Genomic DNA, 15,278 nt, shown 5'->3' on the forward strand with positions numbered 1-15,278 from the left:
TTTAAAACTCAATTCCTTTCCTAGCATTAACGCCTTGTTTATAGTAATGCTTTATTTCTTTCATCTCAGTAACTAAATCAGCCTTTTCTAAAATTTTTTCTGGAACATTTCTTCCCGTTAAAATAAGCTCCATATCACTTGGCTTTAAATCCATAAGTCTTAATACATCTTCTTCTTTTATGAATCCTGCATTTAATACTCCCATTATTTCATCTAATATTAAGACATCACACCTTCTACCTAACAACTCCTCCATAGCAAAATCATATTCTTTTTTAATTTCTTCTTGCAATAATTTTTTTTCTTCATCACTAAGCTGCCAAGTAAAACCTTTTGGAGTTTCAAACCTATATATCTTAAAATTTTCTCCTAAAATCTTAGCAGAATTTAATTCTCCTGTATTAAAAGACTTTAAAAATTGTACAACATGAACAATCATTCCATCTCCACAAGCTCTAAATCCAAGACCCATAGCTGCTGTTGTTTTTCCTTTTCCATTTCCAGTATAGATTTGAGTATATCCCTTCTCTAAATTTCCCATCACTATCCCCTCCTTAAATAATATTTTACAGTATTAAATTTATTTTGAACATTATTTTGCCAAACTTTCGCAAAAACTTTTCACCTTTCTTATATTTACTCTTTTATTGATGTTTATTTTTGTTTATAATAATTTTGTATTATGTTTTTGAAAGGATGTAAGTTTTATGGATTATAATTTCACTGACCCATATGAAATCGCAAGATTCATTAAAGAAGTAAAAAAATCTACTCCAGTAAAAGTTTATCTTAAAGGAGCTTTTTCTGAAGATGATTTAAAAAACATAGAATGGTACGGAAGCAACAATTCTTATGTTTTATTTGGCGAAAGCGATGTAATTTTAGATTTTTTAAATTCTAACAAATCTAAAATAGAAAGCTTTAGATTAGAAAATGATAGAAGAAATTCAGCTATACCAATGTTAGATTTATTAAAATTTGATGCTAGAATAGAACCAGGTTCTATAATAAGAGATAGAGTTTCTATCGGTAAAAACGCCGTTATAATGATGGGAGCCGTTATAAACATAGGTGCTGAAATTGGTGAAAGCACTATGGTTGATATGAATGCTGTTGTAGGTGCTAGAGGACAACTTGGTAAAAGAGTTCACTTAGGTGCTGGAGCAGTTGTTGCTGGAGTTTTAGAACCACCTAGCAAAAGCCCATGTATCATAGAAGATGATGTTTTAATAGGTGCTAACGCTGTTATATTAGAAGGTGTTAGAATAGGAAAGGGTTCTGTTGTTGCAGCAGGTTCTGTTGTTGTTGAAGATGTACCAGCAGGAGTTGTAGTTGCAGGAACACCAGCTAAAATAATTAAATCTGTTGATGATAAAACAAAAGGAAAAACAGAAATCCTTGATGATTTAAGAAAATAGATTTAATACATAAAGCTGTAGTATATATTATATACTACAGCTTTTTTTACTTAACTAATTACAAATTCATTATTTTCTATTTCTTGCTCTTGTTGTTCTACCACTCTTTCCATTTTAGATATTGAAACTTCATAAGCAATTTTTTTAACTATTTCATTATCTGAAACTTTCTTTTGATATTCTCTACTTTGAAGTCTTCCCCATATTCTTATATTATCTCCAACCTCTAGAGTTTGACAAAATCTAGAATTTCTTCCCCAAGCAATTGTAGGTATATAATCTGATTTATTATATGCTCTATTTACAGCTAATAATACATCAGCAATTTCTCTACCAAATGGTGTAGTTCTATATATAGGTTCTTTACATATATATCCATCTAAGAAAATCTCATTTGGATTTTTGCTTTTTTCCTCACATGGCTTTATATCCCTTGCAAATACAGTAAGTATAAGTTTATTACTACCATCTACAAATTTATTATAACTTCTAAGTTGACCCTCTACTATTATTTCTGTTCCAATTTCTAAACTCATATTAGTTATTAATCTATCTGAAACTGTTATGCTTAATATATCTTTTGAATCGCTAAGTCTCATAACCTCTAAATCAAAAGTATAGAATTTTTCCCCATACATTTCATGACTAAACTCTAACTTTGATAATAAAGTCCCTTCTAAATGAATTGAATTATTTTTCATTAAATTTTCCATTTTAACTTAAACCCCTCTCCCCATTAGTGTTTAAAATAAGATTAAATTAAGTGTTTTTTATTATTATCTATTGCAATACAAATCGATTACTGTTTCCATTATAATACATTTTAATCAACCTTTTCAAGATATTTATATAATTTATTTTATTTATTTCTTTGTATTCCGTTTTCATCTATAATGTAATTATTGTTATAAATTAATTCTCCCACTTTCACAAAATTATAACCATCTGATTTAAGCTTTGGAATTAGTTTATCTAAATTTTGAGCAGTATATTTTCCATTATTATGAAAAAGCATTATACCTCCCTGCTCTATACTCTTTAACACCCTGTTATATTCTATATCTAAGCTTGTATTTTTCCAATCAACACTATCAGAACTCCAATGAATTGGTATATATCCTAACCCCTCTACAATATTTACAGCACTTTCATTAAAAGCTCCACTTGGAAATCTAAAAAGATTAGTTTTTATCCCTATGGCTTCATTTATTATATCTTCAGTTTTTTGAATTTCATTTTTTATTCTTTGCTCATCTATATTCGTAAAGTTAGGATGAATATAACTATGATTTCCAATTTCATGACCTCTATTATAAATTTCCTGTAACTTTTCTAAATTCCCCTCAGGATAAATAACCCACTTTCCCATTATAAAAAATGTTGCTTTTACATTATGCTTATCTAAAACATCTAAAATATCATATAAATAATCTTCATCGCACCAATTAATATCAAAGGTTATAGAAATATTTTTACTATCTGTATCTACTTTATAAATTGGCATTGATTTTATATCACTATTAAAAATTCCTATATCTGACTTGAAAATTGTATAAAATCCAATTACCAAAAGCAAAAGTAAAATATTTATTATTTTATTTTTTCTTATAAATATCATATTTACTCCCATCTAAAATACAAATATCTTTATTATAGTAAAAGTTATATGCTATAATATGAGTATTATTCAAAAGTATCTATGGAGGCTGAGTAAAAATGAATGATAATACTTTAGAGTTAGCGGAGAACAAACTGCTACTTTTACACATAATAAAATCTATAAAATATCCTATTTCTAATACTCAATTAACTGATATTGTATTAGAAAATAGTTTCATAAATTATTTTATGTTACAACAATATATTTCAGAACTTATAAATTCTGATTTCCTTAGATACGAAAATAAAGATTCTAAGGAAGTTATTCTACTTACTAAAAAAGGAGATAGAGTTTTATCCCTGTTTAAAGATAGAATTTCAGCAAATAAATTAAAATATATAGATAACTGCGTAAATAATAAAAGAGAAAGCATAAAAAAAGAATTTAGCATTTTCTCTGATTACACTATAGATAATAACAATTCATTTTTGGTAAATCTAAAAGCAAAAGAAAATGATTTTTTAATCATAGATTTCACAATAAGCGTTCCATCTAAAGAAGAAGCTAAATTTTTATGTAACAAATGGAAAGAGAATTCTTCTGAAATATATAATAAAATAATAACAGCTTTAATAAATTCTTAAATACATACCTCCTTTTTATTTTAGGAGGTTTATGTATATTTTTTTTACTCTTTAAAAACAATATTAATATATAATTTTATAATTATTGTCTAAGGAGTTTTACATATGAAAAAATTCAATATAAAAACAAAAGCTTCTTCTATATTAATTTTTTTTACATTTCTACTTATATCTTTTTTATTTTTTTTAAATTTAAACAATTTATCTAAATATGACGTAGTTTCAGATACTTATGATGTTCAAAATAATAAAGATTTAATCCCCTTTACAGAAGTTTCAGGAATTTCAAATATTCTTTTACTAAGCAGTGATGCTAGATTTTATGATACAACATCTAGAGCTGATTCTATAATGATTCTTACTATAGATAATGTTAACAAAAAACTAAAAATCACATCACTCCTAAGAGATATGTTGGTTAATATTGATAATCATGGAGAAGAAAAACTAAATCATTCCTTTGCATATGGTGGCCCTTTAAAAACCATTGAAACAATAGAGAATAACTTTGGAATAAAAATCAATAATTATATTATTATTGATTTTAACAGTTTTAGAAAAATCATCGACACTATAGGCGGGATAACAGTAAATATTAAAGATTATGAAGTTTCAGAACTTAATAAATTTATTTTAGATAGTGGTGGAAATACATCAGATTTAATCTTATCTTCTGGAGAATATACTCTAAATAGCTATCAAGCTTTATCTTATGCAAGAATCAGAAAAGTCGGAGATGGCGAATATGAACGAACTACAAGGCAAAGAAATCTAATTAATTTAATTTTAGCTAAAATAAAAACTTTATCTCCTTTTAAAACAGTACAACTTGTAAAAGATTTATTCCCCTATATAAAAACTAACATAAACATAACTAGTGCAATAAATTATTTTTTAACTACGTTAACCATTTATTCTAAAAATTCTTCGATAGAGCAACTTCAAATTCCTATAAATTCTATTTCTAAAGAAAGATTATATCCATCTAAGGGTTGGGTTTTACTTTTTGATAAAAAAGAAACATCTAAAGCCTTAAAAGATTTTATATTTAATGATAAACTTTATACGCCAAGCACTCATAATATGCAATCTATAATAAAAGAATATGATTTAAAATATGGTAATAAAAAAAGATAAGAAGCCTCCTCTTCTTATCTTTTCTTTTTCTAAGTACAAGATTTGCACTTTCTTATAATTTTTCTCATATCTCCAATCATATATAAAGAACCACAAACTAATATTAAATCATCATCATTCCCTAAAGATAATGCTTTTTTATAAGCCTCTTCATAATCTTCTATATCAAAACACTCAATTCCCTTTTCCTTAACCTTTTCATATAAAACACTAGACGATTCTGCTCTATAATTATGTGGTTCTGTAACTATTACATAGCTTGCTTTATCTGTTATAACATTTAACATCTTACTAACTTCTTTATCACCTAAGATTCCAACTATTAAAATAAGTCTATTATAATTTAAATACTTATCTACACTAACTCTTAATTTTTCTATGCCATCTATATTGTGTGCACCATCTATAACAACTAATGGATTCTTTTTTAATACTTCCATTCTTCCAATCCATTTAACATTTGATAATCCTCTATTTATTGAAGAATCTTTAATAATTACCCCTTTGTTTTTTAACTCTTTTATAGCATTTAAACAAACTATACAATTTAATATCTGATGCTCTCCTATAAGGGATAATTCTACACTATAAGTTTCATTTAAAATATCCGCTGTTATTTTTTGAGTAAAATTATTTTTATCTATAACAACTTGTTTTATATCTTCTTTTTTAACTACTATTAATTTATTATTTAATTCCTCACACTTAGACCTTATAACATTTAAGGTTTCTTCTTGTTGAGGGTATGATATAACTGTACAATCCTTTTTTATAATTTCTACCTTTTCACTTGCAATTTCTTTTAATGTATTTCCAAGTATGTTCATATGATCTAAGCTTATAGAAGTTAAAACAACTAAAACTGGATTTATAACATTTGTTGCATCCAATCTTCCTCCAAGACCAACTTCAACTACCGCATAATCTACTTCTTCTTTAGCAAAATAATAAAACATTAAAGCTGTTATTATTTCAAATTGTGTTGGAGTTCCAAACTTTATAACATCAACCTTTGATATAGCACTTTTAATCTCTGTTATTATAGACGCTAATTCTTGCTTTTTTATATTTTCTCCATTTACTTGAATTCTTTCTTCAAACTCCTCTAAATAAGGGGATGTATACATGCCTACCTTATAACCCTCTTCTATTAAAATCGAGGATATCATAGCAGTAGTTGATCCTTTTCCATTAGTTCCACCTACATGAATACACTTTATTTTATCTTGAGGGTTATCTAAATACTCAAGTATTTTTAAAATTCTCTCTAAACCCAGATTCATTCCAAACTTAGCTGTATTTTCAATATATTCCATAGCCTCATTGTAATTCATAGAATTCCTCCTATAAAATTTCCCCACATCTTTAAAAGATGTAGGGAAGTATTTTTTAATATTTAACTACTTATTTTAAAGCACTTATTCTTTCTAGAACAGCATTTAACATTTCTTTATATTTTTCACCTTTAGCTTTTTCTTCATTTACAACAGCTTCCGGTGCCTTACTTACAAACTTTTCATTTGAAAGTTTTTTCTCTACTCTATCTATCTCTTTTTCTAGTTTATCTTTTTCTTTATTTAATCTATCTAATTCTTTTTCTCTATCTACAAGGTCTAAAAGTGGTAAGAATAATTCTCCACCTTTAACAACTACTGAAACCAAATTTTCAGCTAAATTATCTTTATTATCTATAAATGTTACTTCAGATGCTGAAGCTAACTTCTCTAAATATGCTGCACCATTTATAAACGCATCTTTAGCCTCTTCTGAAATATAAGCTATTATTTTAGCTTTTCTAGATGGTGGAACATTCATTGAAGCTCTTAGATTTCTTAAAGCCTTTATAGCTTCCATTATAAATTCCATATCTTTTTCAGATTTTTCATTTACTAAGCTTTCATCATATTCTGGCCAAGAAGCTATAGTTATTGATTCAGTTTCTGTGCTTAAGTGAGTATATATTTCCTCTGTTATAAATGGCATTACTGGGTGTAAAAGCTTAAGTCCTGTATTTAAAACTTTATATAAAACATTAAATACTATTCCCTTAGATTTTTCATCTTCTCCATATAAAACTGGTTTAACAAGTTCTATATAATAATCACAGAATTCTGTCCAAAGGAAATCATGAACCTTTTGAAGCGCTATTCCAAGTTCATATTTTTCCATGTTTTCAGTAACTTCTTTTACCAAACCATTCATTCTTGATAAAATCCATTTATCAGCTAAGCTATAATCTTTAACATCTATATATTGGTTCATGATATCTCTATCTAAGTTCATCATAACAAATCTTGAAGCATTCCAAATCTTATTTGCAAAGTTTCTAGCAGCTTCTACTCTTTCAGGGATATATCTTATATCATTTCCTGGTGCATTTCCAGTAACTAACATAAATCTTAAAGCATCTGCACCATATTCATCTATAACTTCTAGTGGGTCTACACCATTTCCTAAAGATTTACTCATTTTTCTTCCTTGAGAATCTCTTATAATACCATGAATTAATACAGTGTCAAATGGAGTTTCTCCCATGTTGTGTATTCCTGAGAAAATCATTCTTGCAACCCAGAAGAATATAATATCATATCCAGTAACTAATGTTGATGTTGGATAAAAATACTCTAAATCCTCTGTTTTATCTGGCCAACCAAGAGTTGAAAATGGCCATAGTGCAGAACTAAACCAAGTATCTAAAACATCTGTTTCTTGTTCTATTTTGCTTGAACCACATTTTGTACATGTAGTTACATCATGTTCAGATACCATTATTTCACCACAATCTTGACAGTAGTAAACAGGTATTCTATGTCCCCACCATAATTGTCTTGATATACACCAATCTTGAATGTTTTCCATCCAGTTAAAATATGTCTTTTCAAATCTTTCAGGAACAAACTTAGTTTTTTTATTTTTAACAACTTCTATGGCTGGTTTTGCTAAAGAATCCATTTTTACATACCATTGTTTTGATATTATAGGTTCTATAACAGTTCCGCATCTATCATGAGTTCCAACGTTATGTGTATGAGGTTTTATTTTAACAAGTAAACCTTGAGCCTCTAAATCAGCAACCATAGCCTTTCTTGCCTCATATCTATCCAACCCTTGATATTTTCCACCTAATTCATTTATAACTCCAGCATCATCCATAATTCTTATTTGTTTTAAGTTATGTCTTAAACCTACTTGGAAATCATTAGGGTCATGAGCAGGTGTTATTTTAACTGCACCAGTTCCAAATTCTAAATCAACATAATCATCAGCTACAACTGGTATTTCTCTATCTGTTAAAGGTAATTTTAACATTTTACCAACTAAGTGTTTATATCTTTCATCATTAGGATTTACAGCAACAGCAGTATCCCCTAAAAGAGTTTCTGGTCTAGTTGTTGCAATTTCTAAAAATTCATCAGAACCTACAACTGGATATTTTATATGCCAGAAGCTTCCTTCTTTTTCTGCATATTCAATTTCAGCATCAGATAGAGCTGTTTGACACTTAGGACACCAGTTAGTTATTCTGTTTCCTTGATATATAAGCCCTTCATTATAAAGTTTAACAAATACATGCTTTACAGCTTTGCTTAAATTTTCATCCATAGTGAAAGCTTCTCTTGTAAAATCAGCAGAAACTCCAACTTTTTTAAGTTGTTCTCTAATTTTTTCTCTATACTCATCTGTCCATTCCCAAACTTTTTCTAAGAATGCTTCTCTTCCCATTTCCTTTTTATTAAGACCTTGTTTTAAAAGTTCATTTTCAACTTTAACTTCTGTTGCAATAGATGCATGGTCTTCCCCTGGAAGCCATAAAGTACAATATCCTTGCATTCTCTTAAATCTTATAAGCATATCTTGTAAAGTATTGTCAAGCGCATGCCCTAAATGAAGTTTTCCAGTTATATTTGGTGGTGGCATTATTATTGTATAAGGTTTTTTACTCTTATCAACTTTTGGAGTAAAGTATTTTTTTTCTTGCCAAACATTATATAATCTTTCTTCAAATTCTTTTGGGTTATAAGTTGTAGAGATATTTTTATCTTCCATTTTGTTATTTCCTCCTTAAATTTATCATATTTCCAAATAAAATAAAAAAAACCTCCTCCATAAAAGGACGAAGATTCGCGGTACCACCTTTTTTCCCTTAAAATACTTAAAGGCTCTTAAACTAATAACGACTCTAATAAATGCCGTCTTTAGCTACTTTTTTATTTTTCACTAAAGAAACTCAAAAGCTACTTCAAAATATCAAGTATAAAAAACCTTACAGCCTATGGGTTTTTCTCTCTTAAAACTCTTCCTATTTCTACTTCTCTTTATCACAGTTTATTCTGTATTGTTTACAGTTTATATTATAATATTATATTTTCATTGTCAAGATAGCTATAATCAATTTACATTTTTAAACTATATTAAAATACTTGCTAATTTCAACAATATTTATATGAATATTATATGTAAAAGTGATAATAATTTTAATATAATGCTTAACTTGGAGGATTATATAATGAACTACTTTTCAAAAGGAAATGAATTTTATAATAATGAAAATTACAAAGAGGCCTTATCTTATTATAAAAAAGCTATTGAAAATAAAGATTGTGAATACCATGCTTTTTATAATTCTGGTGTTTGCTACATAAAACTTAAAAATTATCAAAAGGCTATCGATATGATTAAAAAAGCATTAGAACTCCATAAAGATTCTAAATACTTTTTTAATATAGCCTATTGCTACTCTATGCTTAAAGATGACATAAAAGCTCTTAGATACTTTAACTTAGCTTGGGCTCTAGATAATTTAGACACTGACTGTGAAAGAGCAATAAAACTCATTGCAACTAAAATTAAAAAGCAATAATTAAAAGGCTGTTTAAAATATAAAATTTAAAAACAGCCTTTATAAAAATTAATATATTTTATTCATATTTTTTATGCAACATGCACAACAACATTTAATATAACAAAAAATAAACACGCATAAAATAAAGCTCTAGGAATGTTTAAAAGCATGCCTAATCTTTGCTTAGACTTTTCTGTTCTTCTCTCTTGTGAATGATGAATTTTATTTAAGCTTGGCCCTATTACAAATCTAACTAAACAAGCTAAGATTACCCTTAATACAATATAAACCGCAAATGCTATTAAGAAAAATATTATCATCGCAAATATTAAAGGAAAATAAATATAATCATTAACTAAACTTGTTAAACTAACTAAAGATAAAGTTATAAATTGACCAATCTCTTTAAGATTACTCATTATAATGTAAGAAACTATTAATGATAAAAATATGCAAAAATAATTAAATGCTTCTATAATGCTACCTCTTATTCTTGTTATGTTAAATCTTTTTTTATACTCTACTGCTAAAACAAATATAAACAAAATAACAGATAATATAAATATAACTATTTCCATATACCTACTCCCAAATATCTTGTCTTTTAACAACTTTTTTTACAATTTCACTACAACACTCAAAATCATACCCCTTTGTAGCTAAGAATCTAAAAAGTTTTTGAGATAATTTATATTTATCATCTTCTCTTTTTTTTAATATCTCATATCTTTTTATAGCAATACTTAATGCTTGTTCTTTTTCATATTCCTTATCAATACACTCTAAATTTTCCTCTATAATATCTTCACTTAATCCCTTTTTAATTAAAGAATATTTAATTTTATTTCTTCCTTGATTTTTAATTTTATCTTTTATATATAAAGTAGCATATTTCGTATCGTCTATAAATTTATATTCTTCTAAAAAGTTTAAAACACTATTTATTATATCATTTGTAAATCCTTTTGCTAATAGCTTTTCTCTCATCTCCTTCTTACTTTTATATGATTTCTCAATTATTTTAAGAGCTGAATTTTTACATTTTTTTAACTCATCATCTTTTAAAACTTCATCTATATCACTTTTATCTAAAAAATCATTTACCTTAATTCCTAATTTATATATAAACTCAATATCACAGGCAAATGAAAAATTATAATCTATATAAATATTTACTCTTTCTTTATTCTTATTTTGAACTTCAATTTTTGTAATCTTACCCATAAAATTTACCTTTCAGATTTTAATATGTGAATTGTTGGATTATTTAAATACTTTCTGCAAACTCTATATATATCATCTTTGGTTATTTTATCCAACTCTTCTATACTTTTTTCTAAATCTTTTAAATCTTCCCCCTCTAAAATTTGATTTAAAGCATAGCTACATAAGTCGCTATAATCTTCAAGCGTTGATATAACAGCAGTTCTATGAATCTTTTTGATTATTGCTAAAGATTTATTATCAAAATCTATAATTTCATTTTTTATATTTGATATTGATGTATCTATTATATCTTGACTCTCCTTTAAATCTTCTTTAGATACTGCCGCAAATATATTCATTATATTTACATCATGTCCTATATCTAAATAACTGTACACATCATATGCAAATCCTCTTTTTTCACGAAGCTCTCTAAACAGCACTGAATTATCACTATCTCCTAATTTATGACTTAATATTTTAAGTGGTAATTCATCTTCTTTTGTTATATCTACTAATGAATAAAGATACGTTATCGTACTTTGTTCTATATGTTTTTTATGGGTTATACTTGTTATAGGTTTATTTTTTTCTTTTACAATTTCTATTTTCTTATGACATTTACCTTCCCATATTCCAAAATTATCTGAAATTATATCTAACATTTTGTTATGTTCTAAAGAACTTACAACAACCACAACAGAATTATCTGGAGTATAATACTTATTATAAAACTCTATTATACTATTTTTCGTAAATTTTTCTACTGTTTTTTCAAGACCAGCTACATCATATCTTAAAGGTGATTTAGAAAAGCCTATTTCATTAGTTTTATTTAGGCTAAACTCCTCTACATCATCCTTACTTGACTTAATTTCAGCAACCACCACACCCTTTTCCTTTTCTATTTCATCCTCTGGAAAAGTTGAATTAATCAGCATATCTCCTAAAAGCTTCATAGCATTTTCTATCTCATCATTTATACAATTTATTGAATATACTGTAGATGTATAATCAGTATACGCATTATATTCTCCTCCTAAAGACTCTAACTCTTCATTTAAAACCTCATTACTTCTTTCTTTAGTTCCTTTAAACATCATGTGTTCTATAAAGTGACACATTCCCCTCTCTGCATCCTTTTCATACAAAGAACCAATTTTTACAGCAACATTTATAGCAACTAACATAGTGTCTTTTTTTATGGTAACAACTGTCATACCATTTGGTAATTGAGCGATATTTTTATCTAATTTTAATTTATTCATTAAAACACTCCTAAAATATTATATAAATTCTAATTTTCATTGTATAATAATAGTTGCAATAAAAGCAATAATAAGATTTTAGAGGTGTACTACTATGAATGATACTATATTAATTGTTGAAGATGAAGTAAGACTTAGATTTCTACTTAGAGATTATCTAAAAAAAGATGGTTTTACTGTCCTTGAAGCATCAGATGGAGAAGAAGCCTTAAATATATTTTCTCAAAATAATGTAAATTTAATTGTTTTAGATGTTATGATGCCAAAATTAGATGGTTTTAATGTTTGCAAGGCTATAAGAAAAGTTTCTAACGTACCTGTAATACTTTTAACTGCTAAAAGCCAAGAAGAAGATAAGTTATTTGGTTATGAAATAGGTGCTGATGATTACATAACTAAACCTTTTAGCACTAAAGTTCTTGTAGCTAAGGTTAAAGCATTGCTAAAGAGAGCTAATACACCTAAAGATTTGAATATTTCAGAATATAATGGACTTAAAATAAACAAATCATCTCATGAAGTAACTATAAATAATAATGAAATTTATTTATCTCCAAAAGAATATGATCTTCTTATATATTTAACTTCTAATGAAGGAATTGCCCTTTCACGTGATAAAATTTTAGACAATGTTTGGGGATTTGATTATTATGGGGATATAAGAACCGTCGATACTAATATTAAAAGACTTCGTGAAAAACTATTAGATAAATCAAATTATATCGCAACAGTTAGAGGAAGTGGCTATAAGTTTGAGGTGAAATAAGTATGAGAAAAACTATGAAAAAGAGTATTTCTAAAAGACTTTTTCTAATAAGTTTCGGAACCATATTATTTATTGTAATTTTTACAATGCTATTTCAAATAATGTTTTTTCAAAAATTTTATTTAAATAGTAAAAGCACAAATTTAGCAAATAGCGTTAAAACCTTTGTTTCATATTATTCAAATGATATAAATGATCCTTCAGCTTTATATACTGCATTAAATAACTTTGAGTTTCAAAACAATTCAAAAATCGCTATATATTCAACTGACGGTACGGTTAAATATATAGCAAATCCAACAAACTCTGATTCAGAAATAACTGTAACGTTAAATAAAATATTTAATCAACTATATAATGATCCATATTATGAAAAAAGTATCTTAAACTCTAGTGAAGTTTTTACAACAGTTTTAGCCAGTTCAAACACTAACTCAAAATATATAGTTTGTATGGCACCTTTTACAAGCTCTAATAATAAGACTTATATAGTTATTGCAGTTACTTCTTTTCAAAATATCACTGAAGCAACTCAAGTTATACAGGATTTTTATAAATATATAGGAATTGTTGTTATTGCTCTTGGGCTTATACTATCTTATATATATTCAGACCTTATATCAAAGCCTTTAATTAGTATAAATAAAACAGCAAAAAAATTAAGTGCCTTAGATTTTTCTGAAAAATGTACTGTAGAACGTGACGATGAAATTGGTAGCCTTGCAAAAACTTTAAATTTCTTATCGCAAAATCTTTATAATGCATTAGAAGATTTGAAAATAAAAAATGCTAAACTCAAAGAAGAAGTTGAAAAGGAAAGACGCCTTGAAAACCTTAGAAAAGATTTTATAGCTGGTGTATCCCATGAACTTAAAACTCCTATTGGAATAATTTCAGGATACGCAGAAGGCATTAAAGATGGTATAGCTGATGAGGAATCTCGTGATGTTTATCTTGATATAATAATAGATGAAGCAAAAAAAATGGATAAATTAGTTATGGATATGTTGGAACTGTCTAAACTTGAAAATGGGAAAACAGATATTATGTTGTCATCTTTTTCTCTTAGCAAACTAACCCAAAAAATATTGATTAAAAATTCTGTTGATATAAACAACAATAATTTAGAAGTCATAACAAATATAAACTCAAATTATCTAGTTATTGGTGATGAATTTAAGATAGAACAGGTTATATCAAACTTTGTTACTAATGCAATAAAATATTCACCACCTGAAAATAAAATAATTGTTGATATTTATGAGAAAGATTCTGTTGTGAATTTTTCTATCGAAAACACAGGAGCTCATATAAATGAAAATGAACTTTCTCAAATATGGACTCAATTTTATAGAATTGATTCATCTAGAAATAGAACAAATAAAAGCTTTGGTCTTGGATTATCTATTGTAAAAAATATACTAACTCTCCATAAAAGCAACTTTGGAGTTACAAATACTAAAAATGGAGTTAAATTTTATTTCACATTACAAAAGACGCTAGAACAGCAAAATTAATGACTATTTAATTTATTTTATCATCTAATGTATGGCTGATTTTAAACAAGAATTGAATTTTTAAACTTTTTTAAAATCAGCATTTTACATTAGAAAATATATTAATTTTTATAACTATATTTTTAAAGCATACCACCATCTACTGTTATAATTTGTCCTGTTAAATAACTAGAATCATCAGAACATAAAAATGCTACAACCTTTGAGATTTCAGATGTTTCTCCAAATCTATTCAATGGAATTTCATCTTCTAAATCCTTTTTTTCATCATCTTTTAACCAAGAGTTCATTTTTGTATTTATAACCCCTGGAGCCACCGCATTTACCCTTATTCCTAAAGAAGCAACTTCCTTTGCTAAAGCCTTAGTAAACAAATTTATTCCTCCTTTTGACGCAGAATATAAAACCTCACAAGATGCACCAACATTTCCCCATATTGAAGAAATATTTACTATGCTCTGATTTTTTCCTTCTCTTATTAAATCAAATAAAGCGTTTGTTAGCTTCATAGTTCCTGTCAAGTTTACATTTATAAGATTATCAATATCGTCTAGAGAGTAATCCATAAATAATCCTAAATTAGATATCCCTGCATTATTCACAAGTATATCTAATTTCCCAAATTTTTTTTCTATAAAATCTTTAATATCTAAAATATCATTACTTTTTGAAATGTCTCCCTTTAAAACTACTGCATATCCATTATTTTCTTTTATGGTATTGACTACTCTTTTAGCTCCCTCCAAGTCATTATTAAATCCAACAATGACACTTGCACCTAGTTTTCCAAGTTCTATAGCTATGGCTTCTCCAATCCCCTTTGATGCCCCTGTTATATATGCTACTTTTCCTGATAGTTTGTTCATATGTCCTCCTAAT

The 15,278-nt window shown here is 27.0% G+C and carries 15 protein-coding genes and 1 other annotated feature; of the genes, 6 read left to right on the forward strand and 9 right to left on the reverse strand.

Annotated elements, in window-relative coordinates:
• Position 1 precedes the first annotated feature (1 nt).
• Positions 2-541: a cob(I)yrinic acid a,c-diamide adenosyltransferase gene (locus HH195_RS07830; RefSeq protein ID WP_055259195.1), complete on the reverse strand. Its 540-nt coding sequence runs from the start codon at positions 539-541 to the stop codon at positions 2-4.
• Positions 542-707: 166 nt separating this feature from the next.
• Between HH195_RS07830 and dapD the strand changes: the two genes are divergently transcribed.
• Entirely contained in the window at positions 708-1,418 is a 711-nt protein-coding gene (gene dapD / locus HH195_RS07835; RefSeq protein ID WP_058992148.1) for a 2,3,4,5-tetrahydropyridine-2,6-dicarboxylate N-acetyltransferase, read from the forward strand.
• A 50-nt stretch (positions 1,419-1,468) separates the two neighbouring features.
• Here dapD and HH195_RS07840 read toward each other — a convergent pair whose 3' ends face one another.
• Together HH195_RS07840 and HH195_RS07845 are read right to left on the reverse strand one after the other, a co-directional pair.
• On the reverse strand, positions 1,469-2,131 hold the full coding sequence (locus tag HH195_RS07840; protein WP_055259199.1) for a single-stranded DNA-binding protein: 663 nt from the start codon (positions 2,129-2,131) through the stop codon (positions 1,469-1,471).
• A 146-nt stretch (positions 2,132-2,277) separates the two neighbouring features.
• Positions 2,278-3,036, reverse strand: coding sequence for a polysaccharide deacetylase family protein (locus HH195_RS07845; protein ID WP_055259201.1), 759 nt, complete (start codon positions 3,034-3,036; stop codon positions 2,278-2,280).
• A 98-nt stretch (positions 3,037-3,134) separates the two neighbouring features.
• On the opposite strand from HH195_RS07845, the gene HH195_RS07850 reads away from it, so the two are divergent.
• Positions 3,135-3,662, forward strand: a complete 528-nt coding sequence (locus HH195_RS07850) for a DUF4364 family protein (protein ID WP_055259203.1) — start codon at positions 3,135-3,137, stop codon at positions 3,660-3,662.
• Positions 3,663-3,767: 105 nt separating this feature from the next.
• A complete protein-coding gene (locus tag HH195_RS07855) occupies positions 3,768-4,799 on the forward strand; it encodes an LCP family protein (RefSeq protein WP_196370645.1) in 1,032 nt (343 codons plus the stop codon).
• A 29-nt stretch (positions 4,800-4,828) separates the two neighbouring features.
• Here HH195_RS07855 and HH195_RS07860 read toward each other — a convergent pair whose 3' ends face one another.
• Together HH195_RS07860 and HH195_RS07865 are read right to left on the reverse strand one after the other, a co-directional pair.
• A complete protein-coding gene (locus HH195_RS07860) occupies positions 4,829-6,133 on the reverse strand; it encodes a bifunctional folylpolyglutamate synthase/dihydrofolate synthase (RefSeq protein ID WP_196370647.1) in 1,305 nt (434 codons plus the stop codon).
• Between the two features lie 70 nt (positions 6,134-6,203).
• Complete coding sequence (locus HH195_RS07865; protein WP_196370656.1) at positions 6,204-8,846, reverse strand: valine--tRNA ligase; 2,643 nt, start codon at positions 8,844-8,846, stop codon at positions 6,204-6,206.
• Positions 8,847-8,906: 60 nt separating this feature from the next.
• Positions 8,907-9,131 (reverse strand) — a binding site (T-box leader).
• Between the two features lie 175 nt (positions 9,132-9,306).
• Here HH195_RS07865 and HH195_RS07870 point away from each other — a divergent pair.
• Positions 9,307-9,660, forward strand: a complete 354-nt coding sequence (locus tag HH195_RS07870) for a tetratricopeptide repeat protein (RefSeq protein WP_055259211.1) — start codon at positions 9,307-9,309, stop codon at positions 9,658-9,660.
• 71 nt (positions 9,661-9,731) lie between these two features.
• On the opposite strand, the gene HH195_RS07875 is transcribed toward HH195_RS07870, so the two are convergent.
• From HH195_RS07875 to HH195_RS07885, 3 genes are read right to left on the reverse strand one after another with little or no spacing between them, the layout of a single operon-like run.
• A complete protein-coding gene (locus tag HH195_RS07875; RefSeq protein ID WP_196370658.1) occupies positions 9,732-10,220 on the reverse strand; it encodes a hypothetical protein in 489 nt (162 codons plus the stop codon).
• 4 nt (positions 10,221-10,224) lie between these two features.
• Positions 10,225-10,866 carry a recombination regulator RecX gene (gene recX / locus HH195_RS07880; RefSeq protein WP_055259215.1) on the reverse strand — a complete coding sequence of 214 codons (642 nt, stop codon included), beginning with the start codon at positions 10,864-10,866 and terminating at the stop codon, positions 10,225-10,227.
• Between the two features lie 5 nt (positions 10,867-10,871).
• Complete coding sequence (locus HH195_RS07885) at positions 10,872-12,116, reverse strand: M16 family metallopeptidase (protein WP_055259217.1); 1,245 nt, start codon at positions 12,114-12,116, stop codon at positions 10,872-10,874.
• Between the two features lie 94 nt (positions 12,117-12,210).
• On the opposite strand from HH195_RS07885, the gene HH195_RS07890 reads away from it, so the two are divergent.
• Both HH195_RS07890 and HH195_RS07895 read left to right on the forward strand, forming a co-directional pair.
• A complete protein-coding gene (locus tag HH195_RS07890) occupies positions 12,211-12,882 on the forward strand; it encodes a response regulator transcription factor (protein ID WP_196370660.1) in 672 nt (223 codons plus the stop codon).
• A 2-nt stretch (positions 12,883-12,884) separates the two neighbouring features.
• A complete protein-coding gene (locus tag HH195_RS07895; RefSeq protein WP_243278495.1) occupies positions 12,885-14,399 on the forward strand; it encodes a sensor histidine kinase in 1,515 nt (504 codons plus the stop codon).
• 122 nt (positions 14,400-14,521) lie between these two features.
• On the opposite strand, the gene ymfI is transcribed toward HH195_RS07895, so the two are convergent.
• Positions 14,522-15,265 (reverse strand): elongation factor P 5-aminopentanone reductase, encoded by a 744-nt coding sequence (ymfI, locus tag HH195_RS07900; protein WP_196370662.1) that lies wholly within the window; start codon positions 15,263-15,265, stop codon positions 14,522-14,524.
• Positions 15,266-15,278 lie beyond the last annotated feature (13 nt).

It is taken from the genome of Candidatus Sarcina troglodytae (assembly GCF_015708635.1).
GTDB classification, from domain to species: Bacteria; Bacillota; Clostridia; order Clostridiales; family Clostridiaceae; genus Sarcina; species Sarcina ventriculi.

What these genes read in the sequence shown, in the direction of transcription:
- HH195_RS07885 (WP_055259217.1), bottom strand. Translation starts at nt 12,116, where the DNA reads ATGAATAAATTAAAATTAGATAAAAATATCGCTCAATTACCAAATGGT.
- dapD (WP_058992148.1), top strand. Translation starts at nt 708, where the DNA reads ATGGATTATAATTTCACTGACCCATATGAAATCGCAAGATTCATTAAA.
- HH195_RS07855 (WP_196370645.1), top strand. Translation starts at nt 3,768, where the DNA reads ATGAAAAAATTCAATATAAAAACAAAAGCTTCTTCTATATTAATTTTT.
- ymfI (WP_196370662.1), bottom strand. Translation starts at nt 15,265, where the DNA reads ATGAACAAACTATCAGGAAAAGTAGCATATATAACAGGGGCATCAAAG.
- HH195_RS07845 (WP_055259201.1), bottom strand. Translation starts at nt 3,036, where the DNA reads ATGATATTTATAAGAAAAAATAAAATAATAAATATTTTACTTTTGCTT.
- HH195_RS07860 (WP_196370647.1), bottom strand. Translation starts at nt 6,133, where the DNA reads ATGAATTACAATGAGGCTATGGAATATATTGAAAATACAGCTAAGTTT.
- HH195_RS07850 (WP_055259203.1), top strand. Translation starts at nt 3,135, where the DNA reads ATGAATGATAATACTTTAGAGTTAGCGGAGAACAAACTGCTACTTTTA.
- recX (WP_055259215.1), bottom strand. Translation starts at nt 10,866, where the DNA reads ATGGGTAAGATTACAAAAATTGAAGTTCAAAATAAGAATAAAGAAAGA.
- HH195_RS07895 (WP_243278495.1), top strand. Translation starts at nt 12,885, where the DNA reads ATGAGAAAAACTATGAAAAAGAGTATTTCTAAAAGACTTTTTCTAATA.
- HH195_RS07875 (WP_196370658.1), bottom strand. Translation starts at nt 10,220, where the DNA reads ATGGAAATAGTTATATTTATATTATCTGTTATTTTGTTTATATTTGTT.
- HH195_RS07840 (WP_055259199.1), bottom strand. Translation starts at nt 2,131, where the DNA reads ATGGAAAATTTAATGAAAAATAATTCAATTCATTTAGAAGGGACTTTA.
- HH195_RS07830 (WP_055259195.1), bottom strand. Translation starts at nt 541, where the DNA reads ATGGGAAATTTAGAGAAGGGATATACTCAAATCTATACTGGAAATGGA.
- HH195_RS07890 (WP_196370660.1), top strand. Translation starts at nt 12,211, where the DNA reads ATGAATGATACTATATTAATTGTTGAAGATGAAGTAAGACTTAGATTT.
- HH195_RS07870 (WP_055259211.1), top strand. Translation starts at nt 9,307, where the DNA reads ATGAACTACTTTTCAAAAGGAAATGAATTTTATAATAATGAAAATTAC.
- HH195_RS07865 (WP_196370656.1), bottom strand. Translation starts at nt 8,846, where the DNA reads ATGGAAGATAAAAATATCTCTACAACTTATAACCCAAAAGAATTTGAA.